Annotated in this window: 14 protein-coding genes; 8 read left to right on the top strand and 6 right to left on the bottom strand. The window is 36.9% G+C overall.

Annotated features, from left to right (window positions below):
• Window positions 1-119 precede the first annotated feature (119 nt).
• Window positions 120-1,445 carry an LPXTG cell wall anchor domain-containing protein gene (locus IGK81_RS06695; RefSeq protein ID WP_431393338.1) on the top strand — a complete coding sequence of 442 codons (1,326 nt, stop codon included), beginning with the start codon at window positions 120-122 and terminating at the stop codon, window positions 1,443-1,445.
• A 125-nt stretch (window positions 1,446-1,570) separates the two neighbouring features.
• Here IGK81_RS06695 and bsh read toward each other — a convergent pair whose 3' ends face one another.
• The 6 genes from bsh to IGK81_RS06665 form a co-directional block, all read right to left on the bottom strand.
• Window positions 1,571-2,548 carry a choloylglycine hydrolase gene (bsh, locus tag IGK81_RS06690; protein WP_034698051.1) on the bottom strand — a complete coding sequence of 326 codons (978 nt, stop codon included), beginning with the start codon at window positions 2,546-2,548 and terminating at the stop codon, window positions 1,571-1,573.
• 304 nt (window positions 2,549-2,852) lie between these two features.
• Window positions 2,853-3,878 (bottom strand): AI-2E family transporter, encoded by a 1,026-nt coding sequence (locus tag IGK81_RS06685; protein ID WP_010737621.1) that lies wholly within the window; start codon window positions 3,876-3,878, stop codon window positions 2,853-2,855.
• Between the two features lie 131 nt (window positions 3,879-4,009).
• Window positions 4,010-4,441 carry a MarR family winged helix-turn-helix transcriptional regulator gene (locus tag IGK81_RS06680; protein WP_034698048.1) on the bottom strand — a complete coding sequence of 144 codons (432 nt, stop codon included), beginning with the start codon at window positions 4,439-4,441 and terminating at the stop codon, window positions 4,010-4,012.
• Window positions 4,442-4,499: 58 nt separating this feature from the next.
• Entirely contained in the window at window positions 4,500-4,910 is a 411-nt protein-coding gene (locus tag IGK81_RS06675) for an organic hydroperoxide resistance protein (RefSeq protein WP_010719118.1), read from the bottom strand.
• A gap of 210 nt (window positions 4,911-5,120) precedes the next feature.
• Window positions 5,121-5,969 (bottom strand): YitT family protein, encoded by an 849-nt coding sequence (locus IGK81_RS06670; RefSeq protein WP_034698045.1) that lies wholly within the window; start codon window positions 5,967-5,969, stop codon window positions 5,121-5,123.
• Window positions 5,970-6,258: 289 nt separating this feature from the next.
• Window positions 6,259-6,648: a PaaI family thioesterase gene (locus IGK81_RS06665; RefSeq protein ID WP_034698042.1), complete on the bottom strand. Its 390-nt coding sequence runs from the start codon at window positions 6,646-6,648 to the stop codon at window positions 6,259-6,261.
• 128 nt (window positions 6,649-6,776) lie between these two features.
• Between IGK81_RS06665 and menB the strand changes: the two genes are divergently transcribed.
• The 7 genes from menB to IGK81_RS06630 all read left to right on the top strand — a co-directional run bounded on the left by menB (window position 6,777) and on the right by IGK81_RS06630 (window position 16,177).
• Window positions 6,777-7,592, top strand: a complete 816-nt coding sequence (gene menB, locus IGK81_RS06660; protein WP_010719121.1) for a 1,4-dihydroxy-2-naphthoyl-CoA synthase — start codon at window positions 6,777-6,779, stop codon at window positions 7,590-7,592.
• On the top strand, window positions 7,537-9,063 hold the full coding sequence (menE, locus tag IGK81_RS06655) for an o-succinylbenzoate--CoA ligase (protein WP_034698039.1): 1,527 nt from the start codon (window positions 7,537-7,539) through the stop codon (window positions 9,061-9,063). Before menB ends, menE begins: the two co-directional genes overlap by 56 nt.
• The gene (locus IGK81_RS06650) at window positions 9,044-10,405 is read left to right on the top strand and encodes an isochorismate synthase (protein ID WP_034698037.1); all 1,362 of its coding nucleotides are present in this window, start codon (window positions 9,044-9,046) and stop codon (window positions 10,403-10,405) included. Before menE ends, IGK81_RS06650 begins: the two co-directional genes overlap by 20 nt.
• Window positions 10,402-12,150 (top strand): 2-succinyl-5-enolpyruvyl-6-hydroxy-3-cyclohexene-1-carboxylic-acid synthase, encoded by a 1,749-nt coding sequence (gene menD, locus IGK81_RS06645; protein ID WP_034698034.1) that lies wholly within the window; start codon window positions 10,402-10,404, stop codon window positions 12,148-12,150. Before IGK81_RS06650 ends, menD begins: the two co-directional genes overlap by 4 nt.
• On the top strand, window positions 12,143-12,979 hold the full coding sequence (gene menH / locus IGK81_RS06640) for a 2-succinyl-6-hydroxy-2,4-cyclohexadiene-1-carboxylate synthase (RefSeq protein ID WP_034698031.1): 837 nt from the start codon (window positions 12,143-12,145) through the stop codon (window positions 12,977-12,979). Before menD ends, menH begins: the two co-directional genes overlap by 8 nt.
• Window positions 12,969-14,081 (top strand): o-succinylbenzoate synthase, encoded by a 1,113-nt coding sequence (gene menC / locus IGK81_RS06635; RefSeq protein WP_034698527.1) that lies wholly within the window; start codon window positions 12,969-12,971, stop codon window positions 14,079-14,081. Before menH ends, menC begins: the two co-directional genes overlap by 11 nt.
• A 326-nt stretch (window positions 14,082-14,407) precedes the next feature.
• Entirely contained in the window at window positions 14,408-16,177 is a 1,770-nt protein-coding gene (locus IGK81_RS06630) for a glycoside hydrolase family 13 protein (protein WP_034698028.1), read from the top strand.
• Window positions 16,178-16,201 lie beyond the last annotated feature (24 nt).

Genomic DNA, 16,201 nt, shown 5'->3' with positions numbered 1-16,201 from the left:
TCCAGCATTTTACTAAAAAATTAGCTATTTTGAACAAAAAAACAGTAATAATATTTTAGCCGTTTGTATTATCTTATGTATTGCAAGCCAAAAGTGTTTGAAACGGGGGAGATGTAAAAATGAATCACTTAAAACTTATAATGGCTACTGTTGCTTTGACAGGCCTATCGGTAACTGCCGAAGCAACGCAACAAGTAAAGATTGAAGAGCACCACCCAATCGTTACTAAAACGAAAGAGCCTGGGTGGGCAAACGTGAATTGTATCACACTACAGGATGAATTTTCCACAACAAATTCAGGAATCATGAAATTTCCGGTGGGAAAAACGGTACCAGTCAAAGCCAGTGTCAGCTATTCAGGCGATAGACAACCAATCTCACAATCCAATGTAGTATTTGAGAATGTTGATCCAGCATTGACGATCGGGTACGATCCAACTACGCTTCAGATTAATGGACATAAGGCTAGTTTTACCTTTACTGTAACATTAAATCAACATTTAACAAAGCCAGCATTATTTACGATCAAAGTAGCTGATGGCAGTCCGACAGATAATCAGCATCTTACGCCTTATAGTCAACGTCAGACAGTTGAAGAAATGCTTAATGTTGATGAGGATAATTTTACCGAATTACCAGAAATTGAACCAACTGATCCAACACCGGAAGAAAAGCCAGATCCAGTTGAACCAACTGATCCAACGCCAGAAGAAAAACCAGAACCAGTTGAACCGACTGATCCAACACCGGAGGAAAAACCAGATCCAGTCGAACCGACTGATCCAACGCCAGAAGAAAAGCCAGATCCAGTCGAACCGACTGATCCAACACCGGAGGAAAAACCAGAACCAGTTGAACCGACTGATCCAACACCGGAAGAAAAGCCAGATTCAGTTGAACCGACTGATCCAACGCCGGAAGAAAAGCCAGAACCAGTTGAACCGACTGATCCAACACCGGAAGAAAAGCCAGAACCAGTTGAACCGACTGATCCAACGCCGGAAGAAAAGCCAGATCCAGTCGAACCGACTGATCCAACACCGGAGGAAAAACCAGATCCAGTTGAACCGACTGATCCAACGCCAGATGAAATGAAAAAACCTCAAGTGGAAATCGAGATACCTAAGAAAGAAGAGTTTCCAACTGTGGGGGAATCTTTAATTGACGTTAATACGAAAAATCAAGTAATTTTGCCAGATATGATCAAAGAAAAATCGCACCAGATGTCTTTATCAGGTAGTTTAACGCCTAAAAATGAAAACAATTATGAAATAAACAATGATAATTTCTCAGATAATGAAAAATCTCTTGGTAATGGTATAAGTGGTAAATTACCAAAAACAGCAGATAAAGCAACACCAAGTTTTATGTATCTTGGGTTTACACTTATCATTTTCTCTATTTTCGGAGTGAGAAAGTTACGAAATAGTGAAAAACAAAGTTAAAGCAAACAAATAACATTATTATTAAAAGAAGAGAATGAGGAGCACATCCTCATTCTCTTCTTTGATAAAATAGAAAATTACTAGAAAAATAAGTGATGAACCATAAGTATTAAATCACTTATTTTTTATTTGTTTAAATAATGTATTTGTTCTTGATCAACCACTGGATAAGTAATCAATTCAGTGCCTTCGAGATTTTCTTTATGCATTTCAACTGCGGTGATGTGGTGATTGTTGTAAGTAGTATAGTAATAGATCCCTTTGTCCATGTTACAACAAGACGAATAGATCGTATATTCAAACTTCCCATTTCCTACATCACACAATCCTTTTTGTTGTTCCACGGAGGTTAATATATGGAAAAATTGGTTCACGCTCTCCATATCTGAATCTCCTGAGACTGATTGCCATTTTGTAAAGGCAGCTTTTACGAAACGAGAAGCAGATGATAAATCGCCTGGTAAGCCTAATCCACCCATTCCACGACTATACACATCCAACTCTAGATTTTTCGCAAAATGATTGGAAGATACAGTAGGAGAAACATGACGGTAGTTATTTAAATTAAACAATTGATAATCAAAAGGTGGATTATTTGTTAATACACCGACTGGATTATTGTAAATTTTCAAACCATCAATGGTTGATTCGATCACGAGAGCTTCATTTTGGTCAGCAAGCATCCAGTGAAGAGGAGAAAGTGGAAGTTCTTCACTAAAATTGATATTTACTAAGTTGATCTCAGCAAGTAATTTTTTTGCCTCATCGATTGTTGCGCATTTTCCTAATAACCAAGGGATAAATTCGAATGGTGAGATATTGGTTTTACCAGAGTCTTCTTCAAAGTAATGAGCATTTTCAGGGAAATTCAAACCTGCCATGCTAAGTCCTTTTTCATTTGTTGCTTCAAAATATAACGGATAATTATCAACAACTGCAGCCATACCAATTAACGCATAGTGAGAGGGTAGAGGATCCGTTCGACGAAATTTAAAAGGATAGTTTCTAGGCGTAATGGTCACTACTTGTCCATAAGAAAGCTCTAAATCTAAGTTTCGTCCAAAATAATGATCTTTAGTTGCATAAACAATGGACGTACACATGATACATCTCCTCCTTTTATTAATATAAATTAATGATAATACCAATTTTAATTTTTTACCAGAAAAACTGATTTTTGATAAAAACAACTCCTATTATAAAAAAAGATCTTTTCTAAGATGGATTTACTTTGTAAGGATTAACAAGACAAGTGTGCGGTGTTCTAGAAAATTTTAGCGCAAAATAAGCCGAAGAATGCCCTAACTAGAAGGGATTCTTCGACTTATTTCTCAGAGCTAGAGACGTCACAAAATTTTTATGACAATTAAACTGAAGTAAATCTTACAGGTTCTGATTCAAAGAAAGTCACTCTTTGAGGGGATGGTTGGGAATTTCTTTCACTTTTAATATATCTAATAAAAATGTAAAAATTGGAATACCAACAATCAAACCCCATACTCCTAAAAAGCGTTCGCTGATCAATAATACAATAAAGGTATAGAAAATCGGTAATTCTGTTTTACTAGACATCAATTTTGGATTCAAAACATAAGATTCAAGTAAATGGACGATTAAAATCGTTAATAAGATGTAAACCACATCTTTTATGCCACCTTGAGAATACGCAATAAAGGATAAGGGCACACAAGAGATAATGACACCAGCAACTGGGATCAAACTTAAAATAAAGATCATAATTGCTAAACTAAGCAACTGATGGAAACCAAAAGCAGCTAAAGCAATTGTTGTGAGGATCGTGTTTAATAAAGCAATAATGAACTGTGCCTCTAATACTAATCCAAAGGTATTGACAAATTTATCAGCAAAGTAATAAATGTCTTGGAAGAACCAAGAAAATTCGCCTTTTAAGAATAAGCGGGAAAATAGGATTGTTTTTTTCTTTTCGATCATAAAAAAGAAACTTAAGATAAAAGACATAGTAAAGGCGACAGCCATCTTACCAAAGTCTTGCAAATAGCCTAAAGCAATTGATGCACCATTTTGTAATTGTTCAAAGAAATCATTTCTTTCAATGTAATTATGGATATAAAGTAAAACCGGATCAGCGTCTTTGGGTTGATGTTCATAGAAATTGATGACTGATTTGACCATGTCAAATGTTTGGTGTACCAAGACGGGGATATAAATTGTAAATGCTAAATAGATTAGGTAAACCACAAGAGCATAAACAATAATGGTTAATACCCCGGTTGGAACCTTAATGAATCGTTGGATAATTTGCACTAAGTGAATCATTAAATACGTAAAAATAAAAGTTAGTAAAATTGTTGTAATCATGCTTCTCACAAGAAAAAGGACTACAATAATGATTAATAGAACAGTCATACGACGAATTTTTTCATTCGCCAAAAAGCGTTGGTAAACAGACAAATCAACAACCTCCAAGTAATTTAAGTCATAGCGTACATATTTGATTATAAAGCGGAAATAGGGAATTAGGAAGAAAAAAATAAAAACTGCAGACATTGATGAGCAATGTCTGCAGTTTGACTGTTTAGTTCCTAGTGTTTTTCCCGAAAATTAGTTAGCATTTTCTTGCTGAGTTTTTGCAAAAGAACAAGCTCATCCGGTTCAAGTGGAAGACTCGCTAATATTTTAGCAGGAATATCTTTTGCTTTTTCTTCTAAAGCTTTTCCATTAGAAGTCAGTGATAGAATCGTAATACGCTCGTCTTTATCTGCTCTTCTTCTTTGAAGTAGGCCTTTGTCAGCCATTTTTTTTATGACGGGCGTCAAGGTTCCAGAATCTAAACAAAGTAAGCTACCAAGTTCTTTCATTGTGACTTGTTGGTTTTCCCATAAAACAAGCATTACCAGGTATTGCGTGTAAGTTAAATCTAAAGGCTTCAGCAAAGGGTTGTACGAGCGAATGATTTCTTTAGAGGTGGCATATAAAGGAAAGCACAACTGGTTTTCTAAATATAAATCTTCCATTTTCTCCACCTCGATTCTCGTAGTTCCTTGTTAGCATAGCTGATTTTGTAATAAATGTCTAGCTGTTAACGGCAGTCAATGTCACTTCAATATTACCTGCAGTTGCTTTAGAATATGGGCAAACCTTATGAGCTGCTTCCAATAATTCTTGTGTTTCTTCTAAAGAAAGACCTTCAACATGACCTTCAATTTCAACGCCTAAAACAAAACTCATTTCATTTTCAGCATACAAAGATACTTGAGCACTGATGGTAGAAGCACCAGAGATATTTTTTTGATTTTTGATCAATTCTAACGCACTATTGAAACAAGCACTGAAACCTGCTGCAAATAATTGCTCAGGATTCGTTGCATCGGCTACACGACGTCCAGGAGCCGCAATTGCAAGTTCAAATGAATGATCTGGACTATGAACTTCACCTGAACGACCACCAGTATTGATCATTTTTGTAGAATACATTTTTTTCATAAAAAACACTCCTTTAAATTTGATTTTGTACAATTAAATTGTATACAACTTAATTGAGAAAGGCAACTAATTCGTTTCAGCATGGGCATAAAAAAAAACGAGCGACTACACGTTATGGCATCACTCGTTTTAGATAAATTATTTAAGCAGAATCAATTTTTAGAAGAAATACAAAAATAGAAGAGGAAGTATTTATGAATAAGCCTCTTATTACTCAATTGGATGGTAAGTGAAGCCACTACCAGTTACTTCAGCTACACTGCTGACAATCACAAAAGCAGTAGGGTCGATTTCTTCGATCAATGGTTTGACTCTTGAAAACTCCTGGTCTGTTACGACGATCAATAAAACTTCTTTAGATTTGCGGTTGTAGCCACCTTTTGCTTCTAATAAAGTTAAGCCACGACCAATTTCCGCACTTAAACGTTGGCGGATTTCTTCGATAGAAGTTTCGCTCATCACCATTATCGATTTTTTACGATTCATTCCTGTTTCAATATATGACATTACAATCGAGGTAATGACGATCGAAAGAATGGCATATAAAAATTCTTCAAACCCAAAAATAAATAAATTAAGTGATACAACAAACGCATCTGTTACCAATAAACCAATCGAAGTATTCAAATGAAAGTACTTTTTGAAGATCAGTGGTGGAATAGTTGTTCCGCCACTTGAAGAATTATTTTTGTATAAAATAGCGACACCCAGAGCAAAGATCGCACTACCAAAGATCACTGAAAGTAAACGATCCGACGTTATCATCATTTCAGGGACGACCGCAATAATCAGCGGAAAGACAAGACTTCCAAAAAGCACTTTGAAAAAAGGTTTTTTTCCAAGAAATACAAGAGCTAATACCAACATGATGATATTTAATACTAAAATGACCATTGCACGATCAAAACCTAAAGCCGATTCTAAGAGAATACCTAAACCACTTACACCGCCTGCTGCGATATGGTGGGGGCCTAAAAACATATTGATACCTACGCCTAAAATGGTTAAGGCAAACATTATTTTTATGTATGTCCAAATCATCGTTTTCATTTGCTTCATCCATTCACATCCATTCATTATTATATTTTAATTTTTTAGTGCTTTTTTCATTATAACGTAATATTCACCTAAAGTTAACTACTATTTTAAAAAAATGTTAGGTTAGTCTAACATTTCAAGTCGAGAAATAGAGGTGCTATGAGTTCACTATGTTGCTATAGATAGTGAATATTAATATTTTTTATCGATTGAAATAAAAATGAAAGATGTCTTTTACTTTTCCTTATTTCGATAAAGAGCAAATAAAGATGGAAATTTAATGAATGAAAGGTTGGACATAAATGCAACGTCATGTCGATTCGTTACGAACAGTTAGTGTGCAAGAACCATTGGCAATAAGATGAGCAGGGGTTGGTTCGTTTTCTTTTTCTAAATAAATTTCAGCTGCCCAAAATTGGATAGAGCGTCCAATTTTAGTCGGACGTGCGATCACTTGTAATTGTCCATTTTGAGCGCTGTTAAGGTGGTTGACGTGTAAATCTACACCTACCGCATATTGTGGCGAGCTTAAATGTTGGTTAGCACCAATACTACAAGCGGTTTCAATCAAGATACCGTTGATTCCGCCATGAAGGAAGCCAAAAGGTTGGAGATGGATGTCAGAAATCGGTAGTAACAATTCAACCTGTTCTTTTGAGATAGATATTGTCTCAATCTGTAAATATTCGATTAAATTCATTTTTAGGTTTCATTCCTTTTTTTGTTTTTTTGAATAGTATAACAGAAATTCTTAAAAAATATAAAATTACAAACGTTTTCTTTGGCTTTTGTGTATAATAAGAATGTTCAACTTAGAGGAGGAATAAAATGAGAGAATGGCAAACAATTAAAGACTATGAAGAAATACTTTTTGAAAAACATGGTAAAATAGCAAAAATAACAATTAATCGACCTCAAGTACACAATGCATTCACTCCAAAGACAGTGTTTGAAATGATTGAAGCTTTTACTATTTGTCGAGAGCGGCAAGATATTGGTGTGATTATTTTAACTGGGGCAGGAGATCAAGCATTTTGTTCTGGTGGAGATCAAAAAGTTCGAGGAAATGGCGGGTATGTAGGTGATGATCAAATCCCTCGCTTGAATGTGCTAGATCTCCAACGCTTGATTCGGGTCATTCCAAAGCCTGTGATTGCTATGGTCAAAGGTTGGTCGATCGGTGGGGGCAATGTCTTACAACTTGTTTGTGACATCACAATTGCCGCTGAAAATGCGAAATTTGGACAAACAGGTCCGAATGTAGGAAGTTTTGACGGCGGTTATGGATCAGGCTATCTAGCTCGAGTGATCGGTCATAAAAAAGCAAAAGAAGTCTGGTTTATGACGAAACAGTATTCCGCAACAGAAGCTTTAGCAATGAATTGGATCAACACAGTGGTACCTTTAGCCGAAATTGAAGACGTAACGATAGAGTGGGCAGAAGAAATGTTGAAGAAAAGTCCTTTAGCATTAAGAATGATCAAGGCTGCAATGAACGCAGATACAGACGGACTCGCGGGGATCCAACAATTAGCAGGGGATGCCACTTTACTGTACTACACAATGGCTGAAGCTCAAGAAGGACGAGATGCATTCAAAGAAAAGAGAGAGCCTGACTTTGACCAATTTCCTAAATTTCCCTAACAAAAAACCAAAAAGTTGGTTGCAACGACAAGCATTAAAACAGCCAGATCAGCCAGCCTTTTATACGAAAGATGTTTGTCTAACGTTTAGTGAATTGAATCACTATGTACAGCAACTTGCTTATTATTTCAAACGTTTTATAAGCAATCAACAAAAAACTATTAAAAGAGTAGCCATTTTGAGCGATAATCAGACAATGATGTATCAGTCGATCTTAGCTCTATGGGAATTAGGAATGGAGATCCAATTTCTAAATACAAGGTTAACCAGTGAAGAACTAGCTTATCAGTTAAAAGATGCCAATACACGACTATTGATCACTGAACATCCTGAACATTTTTCCTTTGAAAATGTAACCATCATTTCTTTCCCGAAAAAAAAGGAACTAATCGGGAGAATTAATGAACCACCAATTGATTTCGGCTATCAATTGGAGCAAATAGCCTCGATCATGTATACATCTGGGACTACTGGAAAGCCAAAAGGAGTACCTCAAACTTTTTCAAACCATCAAGCAAGTAGCCTAGCTACACAAAAAAGTATGGCTATCGAGTCTGGCGAGAATTGGCTTTGTTGCGTCCCGTTGTACCATATCAGTGGTTTATCGATTCTTTTACGTTCCCTTGTTTTAGGAATTAGCGTTCATTTATGTGAAAAATTTCACCCATCAGAAGTCAACCAACTGATTTTAAGCGAAAAAACCGCTTATTTGTCGTTAGTCACGAAAATGTTAAAAGATCTGTTGCCGTTTGTACCAGAAGACGGTTATCCTTCTTCTTTGAAGCAAGTTTTATTAGGTGGCGGTCCGATTGAATCTACCTTACTTAAAGACTGTTGCCAGTTGAAGCTACCCGTTATGTTGTCTTATGGCATGACAGAAACATGTTCCCAAGTTGTCGCAGGTAAAATCAATATACATTCAAAGTTTAAAGACACGGTTGGTCGTCCGCTAATGGGTGTGCAAATTAAAATCGATGGGACAGATCAAGCGAATGAATCTGGAGAAATTCTTTTGAAAGGTCCGTCGATCGTTAAAGGATATCTCAACGGAAGAGATCGACATTCGTGGACGAAAGAGGGCTGGTTTTGTACTGGTGATTGGGGCTATTTAACAGATAGTGGTGAACTAAAAATTCTTAGTCGAATGAGTGAGCGAATCATCTCTGGCGGAGAAAATATTTACCCTGCTGAAATTGAAGCAATTTTTTTAAAAAGTCAGAAAATTACAGAGGCTATTGTTATTGGTAGAGCCGATCCTAACTGGGGGCAACGCCCAGTAGCTTATTTGAAATTAATAGATAAGGTCAGCGTTAATGAAATTTGCAATCTCATGGAGCCACTTGCTTCCTACAAACATCCTGACGAAATTTTTGTCATCAATGATCTACCAAAAACAGCCTCAGGAAAACCATTAAAACGACTTTTTTTAACAGAAGAAAGAGTGAACTATATTGACTACCAACTTATTTAATCTAAATCTACAGGAAGTACCTGAAGCTGACTATGTATGTTATAGCTTTAAGATTCCTTATGAACCGTTAGCAAATCTCTTTGCAAAAGCAAGTGACTTTAAAGGCACACGTTTCTTTTGGCAAACGCCAGACAAAAATGTCGGTTTCTTGGGGTTTGGGCGTAATCTTTTAAAGAAGCGTGGAAACTGGTCCACCGAAGACCTGATAAATGCCAAACAAGAGTTTTTTAAAAAACTTTCGTTTCTGGTTCCTGAAAAAGAGACTCCGATTCTTTTTGGAGGATTACCTTTCGATGCTGAAAACAAAAAACAAGCGCCTATTTGGGGAGAATTGGCAGAGGGCTATTTTATTCTACCCGAACTATTAATCAAGCAAAATCATCAGCAACTAACTGTTGTAATAACCGCAAGGAATCATTTTAAAACTTTAAAAAAACTCGATGAGTTTATTAAAGAAAAAATGAGACTCATTAATGAAATGAAAGAGCGATGTGTCCCAGATTTTTCGCCAAGTCAAATATTAAAAGAAACTGAAGTAGCTGTTCCTCATTTCTTAAAAGCTGTTGAAGAGACGATCGAAGTCACAGCAAATAAAAAATCAGCACTTAAAAAAGTGGTTTTAGCAAGACAGATGCAATTAGTTGGCAAAGAATTTTCTGTTGAAAAAATCTTACTTCATCTGATTAGTCAACAACCAAACACCTATCACTTTGTTTTAGAAGCAAAAGGTCAAGCGTTTATTGGCGCAACACCTGAACGTTTGCTTCAGGCGACTGATACCCATTTCTTGACCGCTAGCATTGCTGGCTCTATCGCTAGAAGTTCAAACGAAAGAGAAGACGTTACATTGGGAGAAAAACTTTTAAAAGACTCTAAAAATATTGGAGAACACCAATTAGTCGTCGAACGTTTAACAGAACAGATGCACTCATTTATTAAGGGGAAACTAACAGTATCAGATAAAAGTCTTTTAAAAAACCGAGACATTCAACATCTTTGTTTGACGTTGAAAGGGAGCCGTCAGGACGGTTTCTCATTTTTAGAAGTCATACGACAACTACATCCTTCACCAGCTTTAGGCGGTGTTCCTAAACAGGCAGCCATTGATTGGATAGCGGAAAAAGAACCTATTGGGCGAGGGTTATACGGTGGTCCAATTGGCTGGTGTAGTTTAACTGAGGATGTTGGTGAATTTGCAGTTGGTATTCGTTCTGGAGTAGTGAGTGATACTGAGGTCCAGTTGTATGCTGGCTGTGGAATTGTGCCAGATTCAACGCCTGAAGCGGAATACTTAGAAACTGCTCTAAAATTTCAACCGATGATTCGAGGTGTAAAAGAATGACGAACACAAAAGAGCTGACTGCTTATTTATTAGCATTTATTCATGGATTGAAAGAAAGTGGATTAAAAGAAATGGTCATTAGCCCAGGATCACGCTCGACACCACTGGCCTTATTGGCTTATCGTGACCCGGAAATCAATTGCTATATCAATGTGGACGAGCGTTCGGCTGCTTTTTTTGCGCTTGGTTTAGCAAAAGCACAAAAGGAACCTGTGGGTCTGATTTGCACATCAGGAACTGCTGCAGCAAATTATTATCCAGCCATTTGTGAAGCTGAGGCGTCAAATGTTCCACTCGTTGTGTTGACCGCTGACCGTCCACCAGAGGCGCAAGGCGTAGGAGCACCACAAACGATGGATCAACAACATTTGTATGGAAGCCATGTCAAAAAGTATATCGGAATGGCTTTGCCAGAAGAAGGAGAATCTTTTGAAAGATATGCGTTTTTTCAAGGTTGGGAGAGTGCGGCTGCTGCAATAAAAATTCCTAAAGGACCTGTACATGTGAATCTACCTTTTCGAGAACCTTTACTGCCGGATTTATCACAATCATTTACACGTCATTATTCAAGAAAAGGGGAAACGATCAATAAAGTAACTTCCTTTTCGTTACCAGAACTTGATTCTTGGTTGACCAAAAAAGGGTTGATTATTGTTGGAAGAGAATTGACCACACGACAGGCAACGAAAATGATTGAACTAGCTGAAATCGTAGGATGGCCTATTCTTGGTGATCCACTTACAAATTTAGGAAATTGCGGGAAAGAAAGCGACAATTATATTTCTCATGTTGATTTGATCTTTGCCGATCAACGCTTAGAAACACCCGAAATCGTTTGGCAGTTTGGTAACTTGCCATTGGCCAAAAACCTCATGCTTTATTTAAAGCAGTCAAAAGACCTGACTCATGTCATCATTGATGAAAGCGAATCTTGGAAAGACTGGTTACATCAAAGTAATTATGTTTTACCAATTGATCCACTGGCGTTTTGTAGCATGGTTAAGAACATGAGCGATGAAGCATTTCATACTCATGCAGATAGAAACTGGTTATCCTATTGGCAAGAAAGAGCAAAGCTTGCCCGACAAACGATAGAAACAACCTTACCCTTAGAGGCCTATAACGAAAGCAATGCCAGTAAGCGTCTTTTTCAATTGTTAAAGTTTGACGAAACACTCTTCTTGTCCAATAGTAATGCTATTCGTTTTATTGATCGCTACGCTGGTTTTTCAAAACAACGATTTTCAGTCTATGGGAATCGGGGAGTAAATGGTATTGACGGGATTATTTCAACAGCTGCAGGTATTTGTGCGGCTAAGAAACAGCAGATGTTTTTGCTGATTGGTGACTTAGCTTTGTTTCATGATATGAATGGGTTACAAATAATCAAAGAACTTGAGCTGCCGGTGACTGTGATCGTTTTGAATAATAACGGGGGAGGTATCTTTTCTTTCCTTCCTCAAAGGGAACTAGACAACTCTTTTTTTGATCCTTTGTTTTCAACACCCTTACATCTAGACTTGGAGAAAGTGGCAGATCTCTACTGCGGCGCTTATAAAAAGCCCAAATCGCTGACTGAATTTGAACAAATAGTTTGTGAAAGTCGAGAAAGAATAGACAGTAAAGACAACAGAGAAGAGAAAGAAAATTCAACTTGGACGTTGATTGAAGTCGTTGGCGAACAAAAAGCACCAGCAGAACTTTGGCAACACATGATTGAGGGATACGGTAATCGAAATGAGTGAGGGAAAAATAAAAATTAATGGTGTTAATTATGCTTATCGTTGGTTACAGCGAACATCTCCAATGAGACCTACTATCATTTGTTTACACGGATTTACCGGAACTTCCATGAGCTTTTCTTTGCCTTTTCAAGATTTAAATGTTTTAGCAATTGATTTGATCGGGCATGGTAAGACGGATGTTTATGTTCATCCTTATCGCTATAAGCTTCCATTACTTGTTCAAGATTTAGCACAATTGGTTTTGCAATTAAAGATCGATGCTTTTTATTTGTTGGGGTATTCCATGGGGGCCCGTACCGCGTTAACTTGGCTGATTGAACAACCAAAAGGAATTTTAGGCATCATTATGGAAAGTGGTACACCAGGCATCTATTCGCTTAGCGAAAGGCTCATACGTCAAAAAAAAGATCTTCTATTAGCGCAAAAGATCATGACTGAACCATTGTCTAGTTTTGTGGATTATTGGGAATCGATTCCATTATTTGAAAGTCAAAAAGAACTACCTGATTCGACAAGAAGAAAGATTCGCCAAGGAAGACTTATGCAACAACCAATTGGTTTGGCGCTTAGTTTGATGTGCATGGGAACTGGGCAACAGACGAATTACTGGCCATCGCTTAGAAATATCCAAAGACCGATCCTTTATTTAGCAGGAGAATATGATGATAAGTTTCAAAAAATCGGAAAAAAATTGGTTGAAGAAAATAGTCTGTTTTCCATGGCGTTGGTTCCCAAAAGTGGACACTGTATTCATCTAGAACAGCCAACGAAATTTGTTTTCCTAGTAAATCAATGGATAATGGAGAAAGAAAAAAGTGATACAAATTAGAAAAATCGAGCAATTACAACTTAAATTACCTTTGACTACCCCTTTTGAAACGAGTTATGGAATTCTAACTGAAAAAGCGTTTGATTTATTGATAATCGAGGATGAATTAGGCAATCAAGGAGTAGGAGAGTTGGTTTCTTTCCAACAAGCGGACTATATTGAAGAAACGATCGACATGAGTCGCTTGATCATCAAAAATGAATTGATTCCTTTACTTACTATGTCTCCAATCAAAGAGCCTTTCGAAGTTCAGCGACGATTGACGAAAGTGCAAGGGAATTTTATGGCAAAAGCAGCCTTGGAAACAGCTATTTGGGATTTATATGCCAGACGAAAGAATGTCAGTTTCCGAGAAATTTTCAAAAGTACGAAAACAGAATTAGCAGTTGGGATTAGTTTAGGTATCCACACAGATTCTGCAAAATTGTTAAAACAAGCTCGAATGTATGTTTCTCAAGGCTATACGCGGTTGAAGTTAAAGATCAAACCAGATTACGATATCGAACCATTAACCTTATTACGAAAGGAATTTCCTCACTTGCTTTTGATGGCAGATGCCAATTCTGCTTATACATTAAAGGATCTACCGGTATTGTTAGAATTGGATCGATTAAACCTAGCGATGATTGAACAGCCTTTTAATCAACGGGATTTTATCGAGCATGCGTATTTACAGAAACAATTAAAAACACCAATTTGTTTAGATGAGAATATTCGTACACTAAATGATGTTAAAACCGCTCATACCTTGGGAAGTTGTCGTGGGATTAATCTAAAAATCCCCAGAGTGGGTGGGATCGCTGAGGCATTATCCATCGTAACATTTTGTCGTGAACATAACTTGACAGTGTGGCTAGGTGGAATGTTTGAATCAGGAGTAGGACGTTGCTTAAATATACAATTTGCCAGCCAAAATGACTTTACTTTCCCTGGCGATATATCGGCATCAGATCGCTATTACTACGATGATATCATCAAAAATAAAGCTTGCCTCACTGATGGGAAACTTGCAGTTCCCTTAGGAAAAGGCAATGGGGCAGTCCTTGATCAAGAAAAAATCGAACGTTATTGCTACAAAAAGGAACTCCTTTTTTCTCAATAATAAACGTTTGACAAATAATATGATCACTGTGGTCGTTGTAGAGATACACCAAGTAATCAGAAAGAATCCAAAAGCAGCTCTTTCTCTTTTGGATTCTTTCTTTTTGTTGAACTTTTTTTATATGAATCAGCAAGTAGCGAGTATAAAATTACACTTTCTACAATACCGATAATTCAGCTAATGTCGCCATTGACCTAACTTCTCCTTTTGATGAGATAATCATGGGAAACAGAATTCTGTTACCGATAACATAAATGAAAGCGTTGTCTTTTGTTGTTCACTCTTTTATAGTGAACACGTAATCTTAAATATGAAGGAGGAAATACATGAACACCGCAGCAATTTATCATCGACCGGAAAGTGAATATGCTTTTTTATATACAGCTGATACTTTCAGAATTCGTTTACGTACCTGTAAAGACGATGTAAAAAAAGTTTATCTTATTAGTGGCGATCCTTATACGATTGATTCACAAAAATGGTATCTGGAAGAAATACCAATGAAAAAAAGTCTGAGTACTTTAGTTCATGATTACTGGGAAGTGGAAAAAACAAGCTCGACTAGAAGGTTACAATATGGGTTTCATATCGTAGGGATTGATGGCACAGAATGTTTTTACGGGGATCAAGGGATTTTTGCGTATGAACCAGCAAACTTAGCAGAAGCAAATTACTATTTCCGGATACCCTATTTTCATGAAATTGATCGTTTCAAAGTGCCGCAATGGGCAAAAGAAACGATTTGGTACCAAATATTTCCTGAACGATTTGCGAATGGCGACTCAACTAACGATCCAGCTCATACGCTACCATGGGGAAGTAAAGCACCTGACCGAGATGATTTTTTTGGCGGTGATTTACAGGGTGTGATTGATCACCTCGATTACTTAGTTGATTTGGGAATCAACGGTATTTATTTTTGCCCGATTTTCCAAGCTATGTCTAATCATAAATACGATACGATCGACTATTTGAAAGTTGATCCAGCCTTTGGTGACGAACGCTTGTTAAAAGAATTAATCGAAAAAGCGCATAAAAAGGGCATCCGCATCATGTTAGATGCTGTTTTCAATCATATTGGTAGCGACTCGCCCCAATGGCAAGATGTGATCAAAAATGGCGAAAAATCAATTTATAAAGATTGGTTCCATATTCATTCTTTTCCAGTGGATGCCTATCAAATGACGAATTTACCCGAAACAGCAGCAAATTTATCTTATGATACGTTTGCTTTTACACCTTTCATGCCTAAACTCAACACAGCAAATCCTGAGGTTCAATCGTACTTACTAGATATTGCTGCTTATTGGGTGAAAGAATTTGATATTGATGGGTGGCGTTTAGATGTCGCTAATGAAGTCGATCATCATTTCTGGAAATTGTTCCATGAAAAAGTCACTGCAATCAAACCAGATATTTATATTTTAGGCGAAATCTGGCATTCATCCCAAGCTTGGTTACAAGGAGATGAGTTCCATGCTGTAATGAACTATGCGTTTACAGACTCAATCAAAGACTATTTTGTTAAACGAAAAATCACTGCTTCACAAATGGCAAGTGGCATGAACCATCAGCAGATGCTGTACCAAGATCAAGTAAACGAAGGAACATTTAATTTATTAGATTCCCACGATACTGCGAGAATCCTAACCTTGTGTAATGGAAATAAAGAGTTGATGAAAGCTGTACTTACTTTCATGTTTTTACAAAAAGGCGCACCTTGTATTTATTACGGAACAGAAATCGGATTGACTGGAGAAGATGATCCTGATTGTCGTAAATGTATGATCTGGGAGAAAGAGCAACAAGATACGGAATTATACGGTTTTATTAAAGAATTGATTTATCTTCGGAAACGATTATCTGAAATTTTAATCACAGGTACGATTTGCTGGGAGCTAATTGATGATAGTCAAGACGTGATTCATTTTTCTCGTGAATTGAACGGCCAAAAGATCCATGCTATTTTTAATCAATCTTCTACAAGTTATTTGGTTGATCAGAAAAATGAAATTATCTTAAGCCAAAATAGTGAATTATTAAATGATGGGAAAGCTGAAATTCAACAATTCGGATTCATTTTGATGTGTGAATAACTTGTTACCGGTAACATGCAGAAA

Origin of the sequence: Enterococcus sp. DIV0703 (genome assembly GCF_051711065.1) — a bacterium.
Classification (GTDB): domain Bacteria; phylum Bacillota; class Bacilli; order Lactobacillales; family Enterococcaceae; genus Enterococcus_B; species Enterococcus_B hirae.
Note: the sequence above shows the minus strand (reverse complement) of the source record. Positions and strands in the feature narration are given on the sequence as shown.

What these genes read in the sequence shown, in the direction of transcription:
- IGK81_RS06695 (WP_431393338.1), top strand. Translation starts at nt 120, where the DNA reads ATGAATCACTTAAAACTTATAATGGCTACTGTTGCTTTGACAGGCCTA.
- bsh (WP_034698051.1), bottom strand. Translation starts at nt 2,548, where the DNA reads ATGTGTACGTCCATTGTTTATGCAACTAAAGATCATTATTTTGGACGA.
- IGK81_RS06680 (WP_034698048.1), bottom strand. Translation starts at nt 4,441, where the DNA reads ATGGAAGATTTATATTTAGAAAACCAGTTGTGCTTTCCTTTATATGCC.
- IGK81_RS06675 (WP_010719118.1), bottom strand. Translation starts at nt 4,910, where the DNA reads ATGAAAAAAATGTATTCTACAAAAATGATCAATACTGGTGGTCGTTCA.
- IGK81_RS06670 (WP_034698045.1), bottom strand. Translation starts at nt 5,969, where the DNA reads ATGAAGCAAATGAAAACGATGATTTGGACATACATAAAAATAATGTTT.
- IGK81_RS06665 (WP_034698042.1), bottom strand. Translation starts at nt 6,648, where the DNA reads ATGAATTTAATCGAATATTTACAGATTGAGACAATATCTATCTCAAAA.
- menB (WP_010719121.1), top strand. Translation starts at nt 6,777, where the DNA reads ATGAGAGAATGGCAAACAATTAAAGACTATGAAGAAATACTTTTTGAA.
- menE (WP_034698039.1), top strand. Translation starts at nt 7,537, where the DNA reads ATGCATTCAAAGAAAAGAGAGAGCCTGACTTTGACCAATTTCCTAAAT.
- menD (WP_034698034.1), top strand. Translation starts at nt 10,402, where the DNA reads ATGACGAACACAAAAGAGCTGACTGCTTATTTATTAGCATTTATTCAT.
- menH (WP_034698031.1), top strand. Translation starts at nt 12,143, where the DNA reads ATGAGTGAGGGAAAAATAAAAATTAATGGTGTTAATTATGCTTATCGT.
- IGK81_RS06630 (WP_034698028.1), top strand. Translation starts at nt 14,408, where the DNA reads ATGAACACCGCAGCAATTTATCATCGACCGGAAAGTGAATATGCTTTT.